Origin of the sequence: Chitinophaga sp. Hz27 (genome assembly GCF_042263525.1) — a bacterium.
Taxonomy (GTDB): domain Bacteria; phylum Bacteroidota; class Bacteroidia; order Chitinophagales; family Chitinophagaceae; genus Chitinophaga.
This window is the reverse complement of sequence record NZ_JBHKFJ010000005.1, coordinates 23,849-40,015: the sequence shown is the minus strand read 5'-3', so window position 1 is coordinate 40,015 and position 16,167 is coordinate 23,849. Positions and strand designations below refer to the sequence as shown.

13 protein-coding genes are annotated in these 16,167 nt (G+C 42.6%); 7 read left to right on the top strand and 6 right to left on the bottom strand.

What is annotated here, in order from left to right:
• Nucleotides 1-51 precede the first annotated feature (51 nt).
• Nucleotides 52-1,065, bottom strand: a complete 1,014-nt coding sequence (gene metX / locus ACE38W_RS12305; protein ID WP_375831229.1) for a homoserine O-acetyltransferase — start codon at nt 1,063-1,065, stop codon at nt 52-54.
• Between the two features lie 176 nt (nt 1,066-1,241).
• On the opposite strand from metX, the gene ACE38W_RS12300 reads away from it, so the two are divergent.
• From ACE38W_RS12300 to ACE38W_RS12285, 4 genes are all read left to right on the top strand, one after another.
• Entirely contained in the window at nt 1,242-1,661 is a 420-nt protein-coding gene (locus tag ACE38W_RS12300; RefSeq protein WP_375831226.1) for an OsmC family protein, read from the top strand.
• A 17-nt stretch (nt 1,662-1,678) separates the two neighbouring features.
• Nucleotides 1,679-2,863 (top strand): O-succinylhomoserine sulfhydrylase, encoded by a 1,185-nt coding sequence (locus tag ACE38W_RS12295; RefSeq protein WP_375831224.1) that lies wholly within the window; start codon nt 1,679-1,681, stop codon nt 2,861-2,863.
• A gap of 74 nt (nt 2,864-2,937) precedes the next feature.
• On the top strand, nt 2,938-3,300 hold the full coding sequence (locus tag ACE38W_RS12290; protein ID WP_375831223.1) for a hypothetical protein: 363 nt from the start codon (nt 2,938-2,940) through the stop codon (nt 3,298-3,300).
• A gap of 78 nt (nt 3,301-3,378) precedes the next feature.
• A complete protein-coding gene (locus ACE38W_RS12285) occupies nt 3,379-5,898 on the top strand; it encodes a DUF5686 and carboxypeptidase regulatory-like domain-containing protein (protein WP_375831222.1) in 2,520 nt (839 codons plus the stop codon).
• Nucleotides 5,899-6,465: 567 nt separating this feature from the next.
• On the opposite strand, the gene ACE38W_RS12280 is transcribed toward ACE38W_RS12285, so the two are convergent.
• The gene (locus ACE38W_RS12280; protein WP_375831219.1) at nt 6,466-6,885 is read right to left on the bottom strand and encodes a response regulator; all 420 of its coding nucleotides are present in this window, start codon (nt 6,883-6,885) and stop codon (nt 6,466-6,468) included.
• Nucleotides 6,886-7,356: 471 nt separating this feature from the next.
• Here ACE38W_RS12280 and ACE38W_RS12275 point away from each other — a divergent pair, with 471 nt between their 5' ends.
• A complete protein-coding gene (locus ACE38W_RS12275) occupies nt 7,357-7,899 on the top strand; it encodes a hypothetical protein (RefSeq protein ID WP_375831217.1) in 543 nt (180 codons plus the stop codon).
• 202 nt (nt 7,900-8,101) lie between these two features.
• Here ACE38W_RS12275 and ACE38W_RS12270 read toward each other — a convergent pair whose 3' ends face one another.
• On the bottom strand, nt 8,102-8,458 hold the full coding sequence (locus tag ACE38W_RS12270) for a hypothetical protein (RefSeq protein ID WP_375831215.1): 357 nt from the start codon (nt 8,456-8,458) through the stop codon (nt 8,102-8,104).
• 306 nt (nt 8,459-8,764) lie between these two features.
• On the opposite strand from ACE38W_RS12270, the gene ACE38W_RS12265 reads away from it, so the two are divergent.
• On the top strand, nt 8,765-9,007 hold the full coding sequence (locus ACE38W_RS12265; protein ID WP_375831213.1) for a helix-turn-helix domain-containing protein: 243 nt from the start codon (nt 8,765-8,767) through the stop codon (nt 9,005-9,007).
• A 332-nt stretch (nt 9,008-9,339) separates the two neighbouring features.
• On the top strand, nt 9,340-10,359 hold the full coding sequence (locus tag ACE38W_RS12260) for a rhodanese-related sulfurtransferase (protein WP_375831212.1): 1,020 nt from the start codon (nt 9,340-9,342) through the stop codon (nt 10,357-10,359).
• A gap of 220 nt (nt 10,360-10,579) precedes the next feature.
• Here ACE38W_RS12260 and ACE38W_RS12255 read toward each other — a convergent pair whose 3' ends face one another.
• Genes ACE38W_RS12255 through ACE38W_RS12245 form a run of 3 tightly spaced genes read right to left on the bottom strand, consistent with a single transcriptional unit; the run spans nt 10,580 to nt 16,114 of the window.
• On the bottom strand, nt 10,580-13,681 hold the full coding sequence (locus ACE38W_RS12255) for an efflux RND transporter permease subunit (RefSeq protein ID WP_375831211.1): 3,102 nt from the start codon (nt 13,679-13,681) through the stop codon (nt 10,580-10,582).
• Nucleotides 13,682-13,740: 59 nt separating this feature from the next.
• Complete coding sequence (locus tag ACE38W_RS12250) at nt 13,741-14,832, bottom strand: efflux RND transporter periplasmic adaptor subunit (RefSeq protein ID WP_375831209.1); 1,092 nt, start codon at nt 14,830-14,832, stop codon at nt 13,741-13,743.
• Between the two features lie 4 nt (nt 14,833-14,836).
• Nucleotides 14,837-16,114 carry a TolC family protein gene (locus ACE38W_RS12245; RefSeq protein WP_375831208.1) on the bottom strand — a complete coding sequence of 426 codons (1,278 nt, stop codon included), beginning with the start codon at nt 16,112-16,114 and terminating at the stop codon, nt 14,837-14,839.
• Nucleotides 16,115-16,167: the final 53 nt, after the last annotated feature.

Sequence of the window (16,167 nt, the reverse complement as noted above, 5' to 3'; positions counted from 1 at the left end):
GCCCACTATAAAATAAATAGGAATCTTTTCCGGAAACCGGTAATTAATGACCTAAATCCACGACCGTAGTATGTTTCCAATTTTTTCGAACTCGATCAGGAAACCATCATGTCCATAGGAAGAATCAATTTCATGATAAGTAGCCTGCGGCAGATGTTTAGCCATGAACTCCTGTTCTTCTGGCGGACATAAAATATCACTGGTAATACCTATCAGCAATACCGGCATTTTTATGTGAGAGAGGGAAGTGGTAATGTCTTCATGACGGCCACGGGCAATATTGTGGCTGTCCATGGCCTTTGTGAGGAGCCAGTAGGTTTGTGCATTGAAACGTTTCACCAGCTTATCGCCCTGATAAGTGATGTAGGAAGATGCCCTGAAAAAATCAGTTTTCTCTTTATCAGGGTCTGATTGCGTGCGTACAAAGGTTTGATAGTTGCGATAGGTGAGCATACCAATCGCTCTCGCGGCTTTAAGCCCTTTATGGCCAGCATGTGGCGTTTCCTGTTCCCAGGTATGATCCGCCTCAATCGAGAGGCGCTGTGCCGTATGAATAGCTATGCCCCATGCGCTTTCAGCTGCGCCCGTACATAACAGGAATAATTTACCAATGATATCAGGCTCGGTCAATGCCCATTCCAACGCCTGGTAACCGCCCATAGAGCCGCCTACCAGCAATTGTATATGTGGTATCTGTAGATGCTCACGAAGGAGGGTATGCGCGTTTACGATATCTCTGATGGTCACCGCCGGAAAGCTGCGATACCAGGGCTTTCCCGTATTAGGATTTATAGTAGTAGGACCAGAAGTACCATAGCAGGAGCCAAGGATGTTGGCACAAACAATAAAATGACGGGCAGGGTCAATGGCTTTGCCCTCGCCAATCAGGCCTGTCCACCAGTCTGCCACATCACTGTTTGCCGTTAATGCATGACAAACCCATACCACATTGCTGCCATCAGGCTGCATCGTGCCGTATGTATGATAGGCGATTTGTAATTCGGGTAATGTCTCCCCGGATTCGAGATGGAATACTGCTTTGCTATGAAATACCTTTGCCGACAACTAAATTAAATTTTCGCAAAACTAAGACATCAGCAACTAAAAATGCAATCAAATTGCAGAAAAAAGGTGTAAGGCATGGCAGAAGACCGCCACAAGCAGCCGACTGTGCCCACATATACGGCTCCACTTTGCAATGCGCTGATGAATAATTATCTTTGATAAAGAAAAATATAGTTATGAAGATAGCATTACAAAGAATAGACGACGGATTCAATATGGAAGCAGTAGATGAAAACGGCCATAAAGTGCTGATGGATTCTTCGATCGAAAATGGTGGTAAAAACAATGGCGTTAGACCAATGCAGATGATCATCATGGGCCTCGGTGGCTGCTCCGCGATCGATATCGTCATGATTCTGAAAAAACAACGCCAGGAAATTACCGATTTCCGTATTGAAATAGAAGCGGATAGAGAAAAAGGTAAAGAGCCTTCTCTCTGGGAAAATGCACATCTTGTATTCCACCTCTTTGGAACTATCGATGCTGATAAAGCCGCCCGCGCGGTTGAACTCTCCATGAACAAATATTGCTCTGTTGCAGAAACGCTGCGTAAAGGTAATACCAACCTTACCTGGGAAGTTAAAATCAACGAATAATTTTAGAATCACGAGAGATGCAAAAGGAAAACCAATACCAGCCGGAAACTAACGCGGTCAGAATTCAGACGCCCAGAACTGACCAGATGGAACATTCTACACCAATGTTCCTCACCTCCAGCTTTTGTTTCGACAATGCGGAAGAAATGAGGGCAACGTTTGCAGATGAAACCGACTTTAACATCTATAGTCGTTTCATGAATCCTAATGTGGATGAATTTGTGAACAAAATGGTTGCACTCGAAGGTGCAGAAGCGGGCTATGCTACTGCCTCTGGTATGAGCGCTGTTTTCGCTAGCTTTATGGCGTTGCTGAAAGCAGGTGATCACCTATTGTCGGCACGCTCTATATTTGGTTCCACGCATACCGTAGTGACTAAATTCCTGCCTAAATGGGGCATCGAATATTCCTACTTCGATATGAACGATCCAGCCAGCATCGAAGCGATGATCCAGCCAAATACAAAAATGATCTTCGTTGAAACGCCGTCTAATCCGGGTCTTGAAATTATTGACCTCGAACAGCTGGCCAACATCGCCAATAAACACAATATCATCCTCAACGTTGATAACTGTTTCGCTACTCCTGTGCTCCAACGCCCACTGGCATTAGGGGCTCACCTGGTAACGCATTCTGCTACCAAATGGATTGACGGGCAAGGACGCGTTTTAGGTGGAGCTGTTGTAGGTAAAAAAGAACTGATCAAAGAAATATATACTTTCTGCAGAAGCTCCGGCCCTGCAATGTCTCCATTCAATGCATGGGTACTCAGCAAAAGCCTGGAAACCCTGTTCGTACGTATGGAACGCCACTCCCAAAGTGCGCTGGCCATCGCGCAGGCATTGGAAGGCAATCCGCACCTTAGCCTCGTCAAATATCCTTTGCTCCCTAGCCACCCTCAATACGAGATCGCTAAAAAGCAAATGAGTGGAGGCGGAGGGATTGTTTGCTTTGAACTGAAAGGTGGCATCGCCAGCGGTGTCAAATTCCTGGATGCACTGCAACTGCTCACACTCACCGCTAACCTCGGTGATAGCCGCAGTATCGCCTCCCATCCTGCAAGCACCACCCACGCCAAACTGACCGATGCCGAAAGAGCCAGCGTAGGTATTACGCCAGGACTTATCCGTATCTCTGTTGGCCTCGAAAGTGTTAAAGACATTCTCGATGATATCCTCCAGGCACTGGAAAAAAGCAAATAATAATCGCTGATATTTTTTTAAAAAAGAATCCCACCTTCATAGGTGGGATTCTTTTTTTCATTTATATTAGAATTATGAAATCCTTAGCCCAGTTTTTATTAATCCTTATCCTTGCCTACGTGGCAGGTATGGTCCTCCCTTGGTGGAGCGCCGCCCTTGTTGCATTCCTGATTACAGCCCTGTATCCGTCAACCCCGGGAAAATCTTTCTTTATCTCATTCCTGGCAGTTTTTGTACTCTGGATAGTGCTGGCATTTTACCAGGATATTCGCAACGACCATCTTCTCGCCAACCGCATGAGTATTACCATCATGAAAGTAAAGAGCGCTCCACTGATCGGTGTTGTCAGCGCATTTATCGGAGGCCTTACCGCTGGTTTTGCCGGATTAACGGCAGCCTATATACGAAGTAAAAAGACAGTCAAGGTAACCGCATAATTACCCATACTTGTTAAAAATCTTCTAAAGCCTGCAACCCATGCTGCAGCTATATTGTTATACCCTTATTTTTGGCTGATGAGAAAAATTGTACTCCTCCTGACCCTATTATGTACGTATGGAATTGTAGCAGCAAACACACTCAAAGGTATCGTCACCGATGAAAACAACCAGCCGCTCCCTTACGCAACTGTTATGGTGAAAGGCACTACCTTCGGTACCACCGCCAATGCCAGAGGCCAATATCAGCTGGAACTCAGCCCAGGTAACTACATCATCGTCTGCCAGTATATTGGTTATAAAAAAACAGAACAACCAATTACCATTACCCAAAATCAGCAGACCTTCGATTTCAAACTGCCCGCTGTCAGCATGCAAATCAAAGAAGTAGTCATCAAATCTAATGGTGAAGATCCTGCCTACGCCATTATACGTGAAGCAATCAAAAAAAGAAGGACATACCAGCAGCAAGTGCTGGAATTCCAATGCATGATCTACAGCAAAGGAACCCTGCAGGCGTTGAAAATGCCCGATAAAATCCTTGGTAAAAAAACAGATAAAGAGGATATGGGCCTAGACAGTGCCGGAAAAGGTGTGATGTACCTGACAGAATCTGTTAGTAATGTTGCTTTCCGCAGACCTGATAAAATGAAGATCAATGTGATCAGCTCACGAAAAAGTGGCGGTGGTTTTGGACTTAACTTCCCGGCATTTATCAACTTCTACGACAATAACGTAGAAGCTATCGTCACCGAAATGGGCCCCAGAGGCTTTATATCACCGATCGCGGAAAACGCCCTCAACTATTATAAGTACAGACTCGAAGGTTCTTTTATAGAAGATGGTAATTCTGTATATAAAATAACCGTAACGCCTAAACGGAAATTCGAACCTTTATTTTCCGGAACTATTTTCATTACCGACCACGACTGGAGAATCCATAGCCTCGATCTCTCTCTAACGAAAGACTATACACTGGAAATGCTGGACCTCCTGCAGATCCGACAAACTCATGTACCAGTGACACCAGATATCTGGCGCGTAAAAGACCAGGTAGTTCATGTCGAATTTGAGAAATTTGGTGTAGGAATAGCCGGTAATTTTGTTGACGTCTACTCTGATTACAATGTGCATCCTAATCTCGGTCCTAAATATTTTGATAACGTGATTCTTAAGCTGAGCAATGCTTATAATCAACATTCAAAAAATTATTGGGATAGTATCCGCCCAGTACCATTGGAGACTTATGAAGTACGTGACTACAAAACTAAGGACAGCGCAGCAAAGGCCAATAGAGATAGTGCGTTTAGCCGTTACCGTATTGATTCCCTGAAAAAGAAACAAGGCCCCATAAAGCCCCTGGGATTATTATGGGGAGGCATAAGACATAACTATTATTTTACCCGTGATTCCCAAATCGTTTATAATACTTTCCGTCTTAAAGGACTGGCACAATCGCTGAAATATAATACTGTGGAAGGTTTGGTGCTGGCTGTAGAACCAACGTTTATTTTCAATGGCCGTGAAGAGCGTACCCTGACCATCTCCCCATTCTTCAGGTATGGTACCAGTAACACGCATTTCAATAGCTATGCAAACGTGGCCTATACCACCAGAGGAAGCCTCTTTAACAGCAAAGGATCTAATACCTTTACACTGGCAGGAGGGAAGCGGGTATCGCAGTTTAACGACGATAATCCGATCGATAATCTCATGAACGAGTTTTATACGCTCCTGTTGCATGAAAACTTTATGAAGATCTATGAAAACTGGTTCGTGAACGGTTCGTACATACGCAACTTTGATAATAAAACCAGTTTCAGGTTGTCGGCCACTTATGAAAATAGGTTACCGCTGGAAAACACAACAGATTTTAGTTTCTTCGGAAGAGATAAAACTTTTACGCCTAACCATCCTTATGAGTTGGCAAATGTGCCCTTTGAACGGCATAGTGCTGTGGTCCTAGAAGCTAGTTTCAAGTTCCAGCCCGGACAAAAGTTTATGGAGTTCCCGGATCGTACGGTTGCTTTTGGCTCTAAGTATCCTACCTTCGAAATTGGCTACGGTAAAGGAATACCAGGGATTGCAAATAGCAAGGTCGATTTTGATAAATGGAATTTTTCTGTCAGAGATAATATGAATTTTAAACTGTTTGGTGAATTCAGGTACAACATCGGGCTCGGTGGTTTCCTGAATGCTAAAGATGTTGAAATCCCTGACTACCGCCACTTTAATGGTAACCAGACATTCTACAATATCAAATACCTGAATAGCTTTCAGCTGGCACCATACTATTTGTACAGTACCATTGCTTCATTTTATGCCACAGCTAATGTGGAACACCATTTCAATGGCTTGCTGACGAATAAGATTCCGTTTTTTAACCGTCTGAAATGGAACCTGGTAGTGGGTTCTAATGCTTTCTATGTCAACAGTGACAACAATTATGTAGAAGTATTTGCTGGGCTGGAGAACATTTTGAAGGTAGCCAGAGTAGATGTGATTGCTGGTTATCAGAGTAAGGATAATACACGTATAGGCGTGAGGGTAGGATTCGGTGGAATCCTGGGAAACCTGATTATGCCTAAAAATAACTAATAAAAATAACGGCATGCTGCCACGCAGCATGCCGCTGTCCTATGCTTTTAGCTATTACCTATTACCTGCCTTTCCTGCGCACTTCTTTCTTGTCATCAAAAAAATAGGCAAGTACTCGATAAATCCAAATAGCTACAATTGCGTAAAAGAAATAAGTAATGTAATGACTCATGACCTAACATTTTTGGGTTAAACAATATTCTTCTCGATACAATTTCAAAACAAATGCCAATCGGGGGTAGCTAAAGTTTATGCTTTAGTTATATACAATAATAATCAAATAGTTATAAAATAAATAATTATTTTTTTTGCTATTTAGGCGCGGAAAATGCTTTTATATTAAGATATTTGTTGATATTAAATTCTACCTGATTCTGGCTCTGGGCATCACACATTAATGCTATTGTTAATTGATCAATGCAAGTTTTTTTGCAAGATTTTGGTTTATTATTATAACAACCGGGGCCTTTTAAAGTTTAGCTAATTGCTGGATTTGGACAAAAAAATACACCAGGTAGAAACCTGGTGCTTTGTTTATCGTTTGAATCGTAAAATTAACTTTAATGCTTATGATCCGGCGATTAAGTCGGACGAAATATCTTCGGTGATGGCTATTATTTTAATGAGCAACGATGGCAAATCTTTGGCGTATTTAGGAACACATGCTAATGCGCCTGCGGCTAAATAAGCTTCTTCTGCGATACTACTCAATGCAGAGCTGATCACAATAACACCGGCTGTCGACTGTTGTTTTATTTGAGAGATGATCTGTATTGTATTTAATCCTTCCCAATAATCATCCAGTATAACCAGTTCGTAAGTAGAGGATTGAAGTTCCTGTAGTGCGTATGCTATGGAGGTGCTGGAAGTGGTACTAAAACGTACGCGTTTTAGTATATCGGAAACAACATGTGCAAAGGGTTCATCCGCATCTGCAATCATCACATTACGTTGTTTTATTTCCTGAAACCTGCCAGAGGAAAGCATGGGGAATACAATCGATTTTGGTGATCAACAAGTCCCGGAAATAAAAAAAAGCGCGGGACTCTTGCATTTGTCGCTTAGAGTAGCCGTAGGAAGTGCTAAAGGAACGACAAAGAAGAGCCCGCGCTATAACGCGAGCTTTATCTTCTCCTCGTTTTCCTTTTATGAAATTTCCTACGTTTCCTAAGGACGAGTAAAGAATCAGCTTCAATATTCTGATTGGAGCTGCAAGATAGCAATTTAATGCATTTCAAGCAATTCCTAATTGAAAATGACCCTCTTATTTTAAAATTAAAAAGAATTATTGATATTTTACCGAAATATTATTGCAGTCGAATAATTTGTGATAAAAATTGTATCATGATTAAATGAAAAATATTGTTTTAAGTAAATGATTATAGAAAATTGTTAAGCAATTTATCGAGCCTTATTGAAATATTCATCTTTGGAAAGATTTTTGGAATCCATATAACCATGAAAACACTAGCATTGTTAATCTCGCTCAGCCTATTTGGAGCGCAGGCAACCCTGGCACAGGAAAGCCCTTCCCGCTATTATAAACTATATAATCAGGCAGTTATTTTCGAAAGAATTTATGCCGCTGATAGCATCAACAAAACAGAATTATTAAACCTGCTGCAAGTAGCGATTCCTAAAATCCCAGGATTCATTAATTATCGTGTAAACGGAGACATTATTACTGGTAGGATCATCAATGGATTGGTTGATTATAAAAGATTCGGACATTCTTTGGTAGGTACTCCCTTACTGATCATGGACCCTTACAACGCAGCAGTCACCATTGAGGTTAAAGATGGAAAATACCGCGTAACGCTGTCCAGTATAGTGTTCAATAGTCAGGTCGGTACTGTAAAAGAAATGAATCGCATGGATGATTATGTTGCTAATAAAGATAAAACCCTATGGAAAACTGGCAACTCCGCACAGAAAATCTTGAAATATACCGATGAATATTTCTCTGCCATCTTTACGTTACCAACTGATGCCAGGTGGTAATAACAATCAGGTTTATTTGTAAAAAGATGGCCCGGTGTGGAAACACCAGGCCGGTCATTTGAATCGTAAAAAGCTTACTCCAGAATGGCGTAAGCCGTAGGAATTTTAGTTGTAAAGCATCACTGTTACGGCCCAACGCAGAAACGATAGATCTCTACACGTTATACTCCCACCTGGCATAATGAGAGTATTAAATATTTATCTAAACACGTAACAGATGATTTTTATAGGAGACAAGCTCCCCCAGGATATATAATGAATCCTTTGAGCAATAAGAATATGCTCCATAATTTTGGTACCTCTTTTTTTCTTCGTCACTGAAGAGTTTATGATACACAATGGCCGCAACTTTCCGGTGCTTCAGCATATCGATAAATAGCTTGTCAGACATATCAGCACTACCTTTTGCCATCGCTACAATATCTATCTGATGGTTGACAAGCAGGGTAGATGCTTGAAAGAAGTTAGCAGCTATCTGGACCTTATGAAAATGTGGGTTTATCTCTTTTACTAATTCCGCAGTGAATTGCAGGTCTGGATCAAATAACAGGATATGCACGGCCGGGGCTTTGATGTTTTAAATAATACCGCGCATTACAGTACGAAAAATAATGCGCGGGACTCAATCCAACGCTTCCAGGCAGCGAACCAAGGAAAGCATTGAAAAGAGCCCGCGCATAAACGTACGCGGGCCTCGTACTCCTTTTAAATAATCCTTGGTTTCGCTGCCTAATTATCTAAAATGGTGTTACGATGCCTTGCAATCAATTTTTGGGGATCGCAAAGATAGGCTAATATAAGGTTTTTTTTAAAAAGTTAGCCGTACAGCTAACTTTTATTTGAACCGGTTCAGGCATTTTGAAGAGTGGATTATAAGAAATACATATTAGAATCAACCGGCAAGGCTATACGCCGTCACCGCACTACCATGCGGTTAACCTTATTGGATCTGGAAGAAGCCACAGGCATATCTAAGGGCGACTTATCACTCATCGAAAGAGGTAAGAAAAACGTCGAGTTTACCACCATCGTAAGAATCGCATTTTCGCTTGGTATTCAGGTATCAGACCTATACAGAATTACCTTTCCAGAAGAGAAAGCTAAATAAATTAGCATTTTGGCTAGGGTCGTTAAATATGACATTTCCATCATCCCTGCTGTCAATACCAACCATTTCCCCAAGCTGGAATTCTTTATATCTATTTTTCTTGTACTAGATAAGTCGGCATTTCATTGAAAAACAATGGAAATCAATGACAAATCTCATATTTCATTAAAGAAATTATTCAATAATTTTGCATCTTCATCAGCTACGGCTTTTAGCAATAGGAGATATGTAGAGGAGAAAGTATATTATTGGTGATTTTAGATTGATGTAAATCAAGAAGTTACACCGAAATTTTGTTCAGTAGGCACCTGTCCTTAAAATTTCAATTATTAATGGCATTACACAACAGAGTATCCGCTGTCGAACTAAAGAAACGACTGCTGGAAGAGACATTCAAACGCGTTACTATTTCTTTCTATCAGTACGCGAAAATCGAAGACCCACAGGCATTCCGCGACGCCCTGTATGCTACGCTCTTCGATCTCCAGGTTTTCGGACGTATTTATGTTGCCCACGAAGGTATCAACGCACAGATAAGCGTGCCTGAAACCAATGTAGACGCATTCCGTGAAGCTTTATACCGTATCAATTTCCTGAATGGTATTAGACTCAACATCGCAGTTGACGATGATGGTAAATCCTTCTTCGTACTTAAAATCAAAGTGCGGGAAAAAATCGTAGCCGATGGTATCGAAGATTCAACCTTCGATATGGAGAACAGAGGAAAATACCTCAACGCAGCTGCATTCAATGAAATGGTAGACTCCACAGAAACCATTATCGTGGACATGCGCAACCACTACGAATATGAAGTGGGCCATTTCGAAAATGCAATCGAGGTGCCTTCGGATACTTTCCGCGAACAGCTGCCCATGGCGGTTGACATGCTGAAAGATCAGAAAGACAAAAACATCATCATGTACTGTACCGGCGGTATCCGTTGCGAAAAAGCATCTGCTTATATGCTGCACAACGGTTTCCAGAACGTTTACCACCTGGAAGGCGGTATCATCGAATACAGCAACAAAGCCAAACAACAAGGACTGCCCGTTAAATTCAAAGGCAAAAACTTCGTCTTTGATGATCGCCTCGGCGAACGTATTACGGAAGACATCATCAGCGAATGCCATCAATGTGGCAAACCCTGCGATACACACACCAACTGTGTAAATGATGGCTGTCATCTGCTCTTTATCCAGTGCGAAGAATGTGCCGCCAAATACAACGGCTGCTGCAGTGAAGAATGTAAAACCGTTCATGCATTACCGTTAGAGGAGCAGGCTGAACTGCGCAAAGGGGTAGAGAAAGGACTGATGTTTAATAAATCAAGAAGAAAAAAGAATCGCGTTTAAATAAAAAATCCACCCCGCGTGGTTTCATCTCGGCAGGGTGGAGCGATTGAGTATGATTAAAGGAGGCTGGACATGTCCGGCCTTCGCTATTTTCAGACCCATTCTATCAACCTATATGCGAACTAAAAATATAAAGGACAACATAGCAGTTGTGACTTTTAGTTAGTTGAATCGCCCCCAGACATCCACCTTTCGGCTTCCGTCCGGGAGCTTAAATATTTTAATTGGCCACTTTTTCCTTCTTTCTATACGCCGTATAGAAGATTATTGGAAAGACCAACAATGTTAAAACGGTCGCAGTGACTAAACCCCCTATTACCACAATTGCTAAAGGTTTCTGAGTTTCTGACCCAATTCCATGGGATAATGCCGCCGGAACCAAGCCTATGGCGGCCATCAGGGCTGTCATGACCACCGGACGTATCCTGCTTTGAACGCCAAATTTTATTGAATCTTCTAAATTTATTTTTTGTTCAAGGTTTTTATGGAAGACAGAAATCAGAATTACGCCATTCTGAATACATATCCCGAAGAGGGCAATAAACCCAACGCCGGCAGAAATTCCGAAGTTCATACCGGTAACATGCAAGGCCAGGATACCTCCAATTAAAGCAAAAGGAACGTTCATCAGTACCAATCCTGCATCTTTTACACTACCGAGCATAATAAACAATACCAGGAATATCGCCACAATACTAATAGGCACTACCTGTCCGAGTCGTTGTGTAGCCCTCACCTGGTTTTCAAATTCACCTGTCCAGCCAATACCATAACCTTTAGGCAGCTTGACTGCCTTATTTACCATATCCTGTGCTTCCGCAATGGTACTGCCGAGGTCGCGGTCACGTACAGAAAATTTAACACCAATAAACCGTTTGTTGGAATCTCTGTATATAAATGCTGGACCCGTTATAGTATTGATCGTAGCAATCTCTTTTAACGGCACCTTATTGCCATTAATAGTAGGCACCATCAGGTTGGCCAGGTCTTCCTCCGTTTTACGGTAGTTTTCATCATAACGGATTCGTATATCGAATTTCTTCTCACCCTCATATAACTGAGTGGCTGTTTTACCGCCTATAGCCATTTCTATCACGGCTTGTGCATCACCGGTAGACACGCCATACTGCGCCATTTTATTATCATCCAGGTTAATGCTCATCTCAGGCTGACCAATATTCCGGATCACACCAAGATCTTTAATACCCTGAACGTGCTTTAACTGCGCGATTACCTGCTGTGATAAAGCCTCCAGCTTCACCAAGTCATCACCAAAAATCTTCACGCCATTAGCGGCCTTAAAGCCTGCCACGGCTTCTGATACATTGTCACTGATAGGCTGGGAGAAGTTCAGAATAATACCCGGATATTTACGCAATCGCTGCTCCATCTGTGCAATCAGTTCATCCTGCGAAATTTTTCTTTTCCACTCTGCCTTCGGCGCCAGGTCTACCTGGTATTGCACAAAATAAAACCCATTTGGATCGGTACCATCATTGGATCGGCCTACCTGCGACAATACTCTTTTGACTTCAGGGAAATCGCCCAGGTCCTGGCGTATATCATGCGCCATCTTCACACTTTCTGTCAACGACATACTCATGGGCAACTCAGTCGTTACCCAAAGTGAGCCTTCGTTTAACTGCGGTAAAAATTCTGTTCCTAAAAACTTTGCTGATATAAAGGTGAGCACCATAAACGTTAGCGCAATCGTTAAGCTGAGGCGCTTGTTGCGGAAAGTTTTGTTGAAGCCACTGGTAACGATGCGGTCAAAAAATCTTACCAGAATATTATTTTTCTCTTTTACATTTTTATTCAGCAGTATAGAACAGAGTACCGGTACCAACGTGAGTGTAAACAGTAAGGCGCCCAGCAATGCAAATCCTAACGTCCATGCCAGTGGCGAGAACATTTTTCCTTCTACCTTTTGGAAAGAGAAGATAGGTATCAGAGAGATGATGATAATAAGTTTGGAGAAGAAGATCGCTTTCGCCAGTTCTCCACCTGTTTGTTTGATCCATCCCAGCTTAGCCATCTTGTTGAAGCGCTCCATGCCATACTTATGGGCGTTATGATCCAGCATTACAAAGATCCCCTCCACCATAACAACGGCGCCATCTATGATGATCCCAAAGTCTATAGCACCCATCGAAAGAAGGTTAGCACTCATGCCTTTCAAACGGAGACACATAAACGCAAATAGCAATGCCAGTGGAATAATAATGGACACAATAACCGTAGTGCGCCAGTCGGCCATGAACAGGAACACGATCACCGTTACGAATATGATACCTTCTATCAGGTTGTGCATCACGGTGTGGGTGCAAAATTCCATGAGGTTATCACGGTCATAGAAGGTGACCATTTTCACATCATCCGGGAGCACGGTTTCGTTCAGCTCTTTAAGTTTTTCTTTCAGGCGGGCCAAGACTTCTGAAGGATTTTCACCTTTTCGCATCACTACTATTCCTTCTACTATATCATCTCCTTTGTCGATGCCAACCTGACCTACACGTGGCGCTGAAGCCTCGTGTACATTGGCAAGGTCTTTCACCAGTAATGGTACACCATTGATATTTTGAACGATAATATTATTGATGTCGTTGATGCTGTTGAGCAAGCCGATACCGCGTACTACATATGCCTGGCCATTTTTCTCGATTACATCGCCACCAACATTGACATTGCTCTTATTCACTGCCTGATAGAGTTCCAGCGGTGTGATATCATATTTTGCCAATCGTACCGGATCGGCACTGATCTCATAAATTTTTTCCTGTCCACCGAAAGCCACCACATCTGCCACACCTGGCACACTTCTTATCTGGCGGTCTATCACCCAGTTTTGCCAGGTGAGGAGCTCCCTGGAATCGCGCTTAGGACTCTTCAGGTAATAACGGAAAATTTCGCCGGTAGGGCCGTAGGGAGGCTGTACCTCAGGATCGGCGCCTTCTGGCAGGTTAACACCTGTGAGCATATTATTCACCTGCTGACGGGCAAAGAAATCTTCTACATCATCCTCAAAAATAATTCTAACTACAGATAACCCGAACATGGTTACAGAACGAACGCTTGTCTTACGTTGCACGGCGTTCATAGATACTTCGATAGGGAGCGTTACAAAACGTTCCACTTCCTGCGCACTGCGGCCGTTCCATTTCGTAACAATAACGATCTGTGTGTTAGTGACGTCAGGGAAAGCCTCAATAGGCGTATGTACAAAGGAAAAAACTCCGGCAATGATCAGCGTGGCAACCCCGATAAAAACAAACAATTTGTTCTTTAGCGAGAATGCTACAATATTTCGTATGAATTTATTCATATCATTTACTTTAGAGGCAGTCTGGTTGTGATCTTTTGGCTGACAGCTTACTGCTGTAATTAATCTTTCAGCGCATCATATATCAACAGCTGGTTTTTAGAGATAACTTTCTCATCTGGCTGCAGTCCGGACTGGATATAGGTTAAGTCGCCAGAAGATTTTGCTACTTCTACCTGACGTATGCTAATATTAAACTTGTCTTTAAAGACTAACACATAGTTCCTGCTGTTATCGAAAATGACAGCGCTGGAGGGAATGGTTACTTTTTCGTCTTTGTCATTATAGGTGACATAAACGGTCGCAAACATTTCCGGCTTGAGTTCCATCTTCTTATTATCAATGCTGATGCGTACCTGCATAGTTTTAGTAGCAGGGTCGAGGAAGTTGTAAATCTTATCTATACGGCCTTTGAAAGGCTGGTCTGGATAGCTGACCGTTACAACTTTTGCATCGTAGCCTTCCTTGATGCGGGCAATATCTGTTTCAAAAACATTGGCCATTACCCATACGTCATCCAGCTCAGAAACAGTGAATATGTTGGCACTGTTATCAGAACGGATCTCCATGTTGTTGTTGATATTCTTTTCAATCACATAACCAGAGATAGGAGCGGTCACGAGATAGGTGGCGCCGCTACCTTTACGATAGATTTTGAACAGATCATTCAAACGGGTAATTTCTGCATTAGCTTTTTGTACGTCACCTTTAGCATTTACCACATCTTTTTCTGTAGAAAGTCGGCTGTCATATAGGTCCTGCGCTACTTTCAGGTTCTTTTCAGCAACGCCCTTATCAGATTTTGCTTGTGACAACTGCTTTTCGTAATCGGCAATTTCCGCACTGTGAATCACTGCTAACACCTGACCTTTCTGCACGTAATCGCCCAATTGTACTTTAATATCTTTTACATATCCACTCACCAATGGATATACTTTTAATACTTTACCGCCATTAGGAGTAACCTTGCCGGATAAACGTATTTCATTCCGTACCGGCTCCAAATGGGCAGTGTCAATTTTTACGCTGCGAAGCATGGTATCGCTTAGTACAAAGGTGCTTTTTTCAGTATCTTCTACAGGAGCATGTTTACATCCGATTCCTGTAACCGCTGCCAGCAGCGCGAATCCAAACAGTGCAGTGATGCGGTTCATAGGCTTAGTTTTTAAAGAGTTCTTGTCCTGTTGCATAATTAAGTTCTTCGTAAGCATTTATCCTGTTAGATAAAAACCTGTTGATATTTTTTGCGTTGTCGCTGTAGCTGTTGAAATAATCAATAAACTGTAGGAGAGAGATATTTCCTTTGCGGAAATTTTTTGCTACTTCATTGATAAGCGTATCAAATTCTCCCTGGAACTGATGCAGGTCGAATCCTTTGTAACGCTTTTCCAGCTGTACTATGCGCTGATAAGCATTTAGAACCTCTGTTTGAGCAACGGACTGTTGTTGTTTGAATTGCTGTTCCACACTGCTAACCTGGTACTGGGCTGCGCGGATATTGCCCTGGTTGCGGTTCCAGAGGGGAAGATCAATGCCCAATGTAAGGCCTATGAAATTATTCACATAGCTGCCGGCTTTATCATAGGTAGCACCCACATGTAAATCTGGTACTGCCATTGACTTCTGCAACCGGTAATTCAGTTCCGCAGTCTGATACTCCAGTGCGGCCACCCGTACATCAGGACGGTTTTGAGCGGCACTGTCCAGCAGCTGCGGTAACTGAATATGGTCCAGAGAATAATGGGCCAGATCTGTTGTCTGTAACCTGGCCTCATAAAATTCCTGGCTATGTAGTAACTGTTGTAGGTTTTTCTGTGATTCTAATTCCTGCTGTTTAAGGTCAGCATAATCGTTTTCAAGGCCCACCTGTAAAGCCTGCAGCCTTACCAGATCGGCATGTGCCACGCTGCCTTTCTTATCAGCTTCTACGTAGGCATCTACAATTTTCTGGAGGTTACCAAGTTGTTCTTTCAGTACAATGGCTGTCTGTTGCTGGTAGTAGATGTTATAGAAATTCTCTCTCAGCTGCAACTTCAATGTTCTTACCAATTCGTCGAAAGTAGCCTCGTTCATACGTGCCGCTGTACCTGCAAGCTGAATACCTTTGTTTCGCTTGCCAGCCAGCTGTATCAGCTGGTCCAGGTTATACTGCGTTTCACCATTGGTGCCTACATCAAATGGTTTGATGTGGTTGGTGCTGCCAAAACCCAGTACTGTACTGAAGTTCGGGTTACTCCAAATTTTTGCCTGTCTGATAAGTGCTTTCGAAGCATCTATCTGATATCGTTGTGCCAGTAATGCATAGTTCCGTACAAGGAATGAATCTTCTACAGCCTGCAGGGTTACCGGCGTGGCCTGACTCTGTGCGAATATAGGTTGAATATAGCCCAGGCCTGTCATGCATACTGAAGTGATCAGTACTTTAAATCGTCGCATATCGCCTTTATTTCAGCCTACAAAACTCTTAAAGCGAAATTAAAGGCTCCTTT

Bases quoted from the DNA above. Each gene is read 5' to 3' on its own strand.
- ACE38W_RS12245 (WP_375831208.1), bottom strand. From the start codon at position 16,114: ATGCGACGATTTAAAGTACTGATCACTTCAGTATGCATGACAGGCCTG.
- ACE38W_RS12300 (WP_375831226.1), top strand. From the start codon at position 1,242: ATGAAGATAGCATTACAAAGAATAGACGACGGATTCAATATGGAAGCA.
- ACE38W_RS12280 (WP_375831219.1), bottom strand. From the start codon at position 6,885: ATGCTTTCCTCTGGCAGGTTTCAGGAAATAAAACAACGTAATGTGATG.
- ACE38W_RS12290 (WP_375831223.1), top strand. From the start codon at position 2,938: ATGAAATCCTTAGCCCAGTTTTTATTAATCCTTATCCTTGCCTACGTG.
- ACE38W_RS12250 (WP_375831209.1), bottom strand. From the start codon at position 14,832: ATGAACCGCATCACTGCACTGTTTGGATTCGCGCTGCTGGCAGCGGTT.
- ACE38W_RS12260 (WP_375831212.1), top strand. From the start codon at position 9,340: ATGGCATTACACAACAGAGTATCCGCTGTCGAACTAAAGAAACGACTG.
- ACE38W_RS12255 (WP_375831211.1), bottom strand. From the start codon at position 13,681: ATGAATAAATTCATACGAAATATTGTAGCATTCTCGCTAAAGAACAAA.
- ACE38W_RS12285 (WP_375831222.1), top strand. From the start codon at position 3,379: ATGAGAAAAATTGTACTCCTCCTGACCCTATTATGTACGTATGGAATT.
- ACE38W_RS12295 (WP_375831224.1), top strand. From the start codon at position 1,679: ATGCAAAAGGAAAACCAATACCAGCCGGAAACTAACGCGGTCAGAATT.
- ACE38W_RS12275 (WP_375831217.1), top strand. From the start codon at position 7,357: ATGAAAACACTAGCATTGTTAATCTCGCTCAGCCTATTTGGAGCGCAG.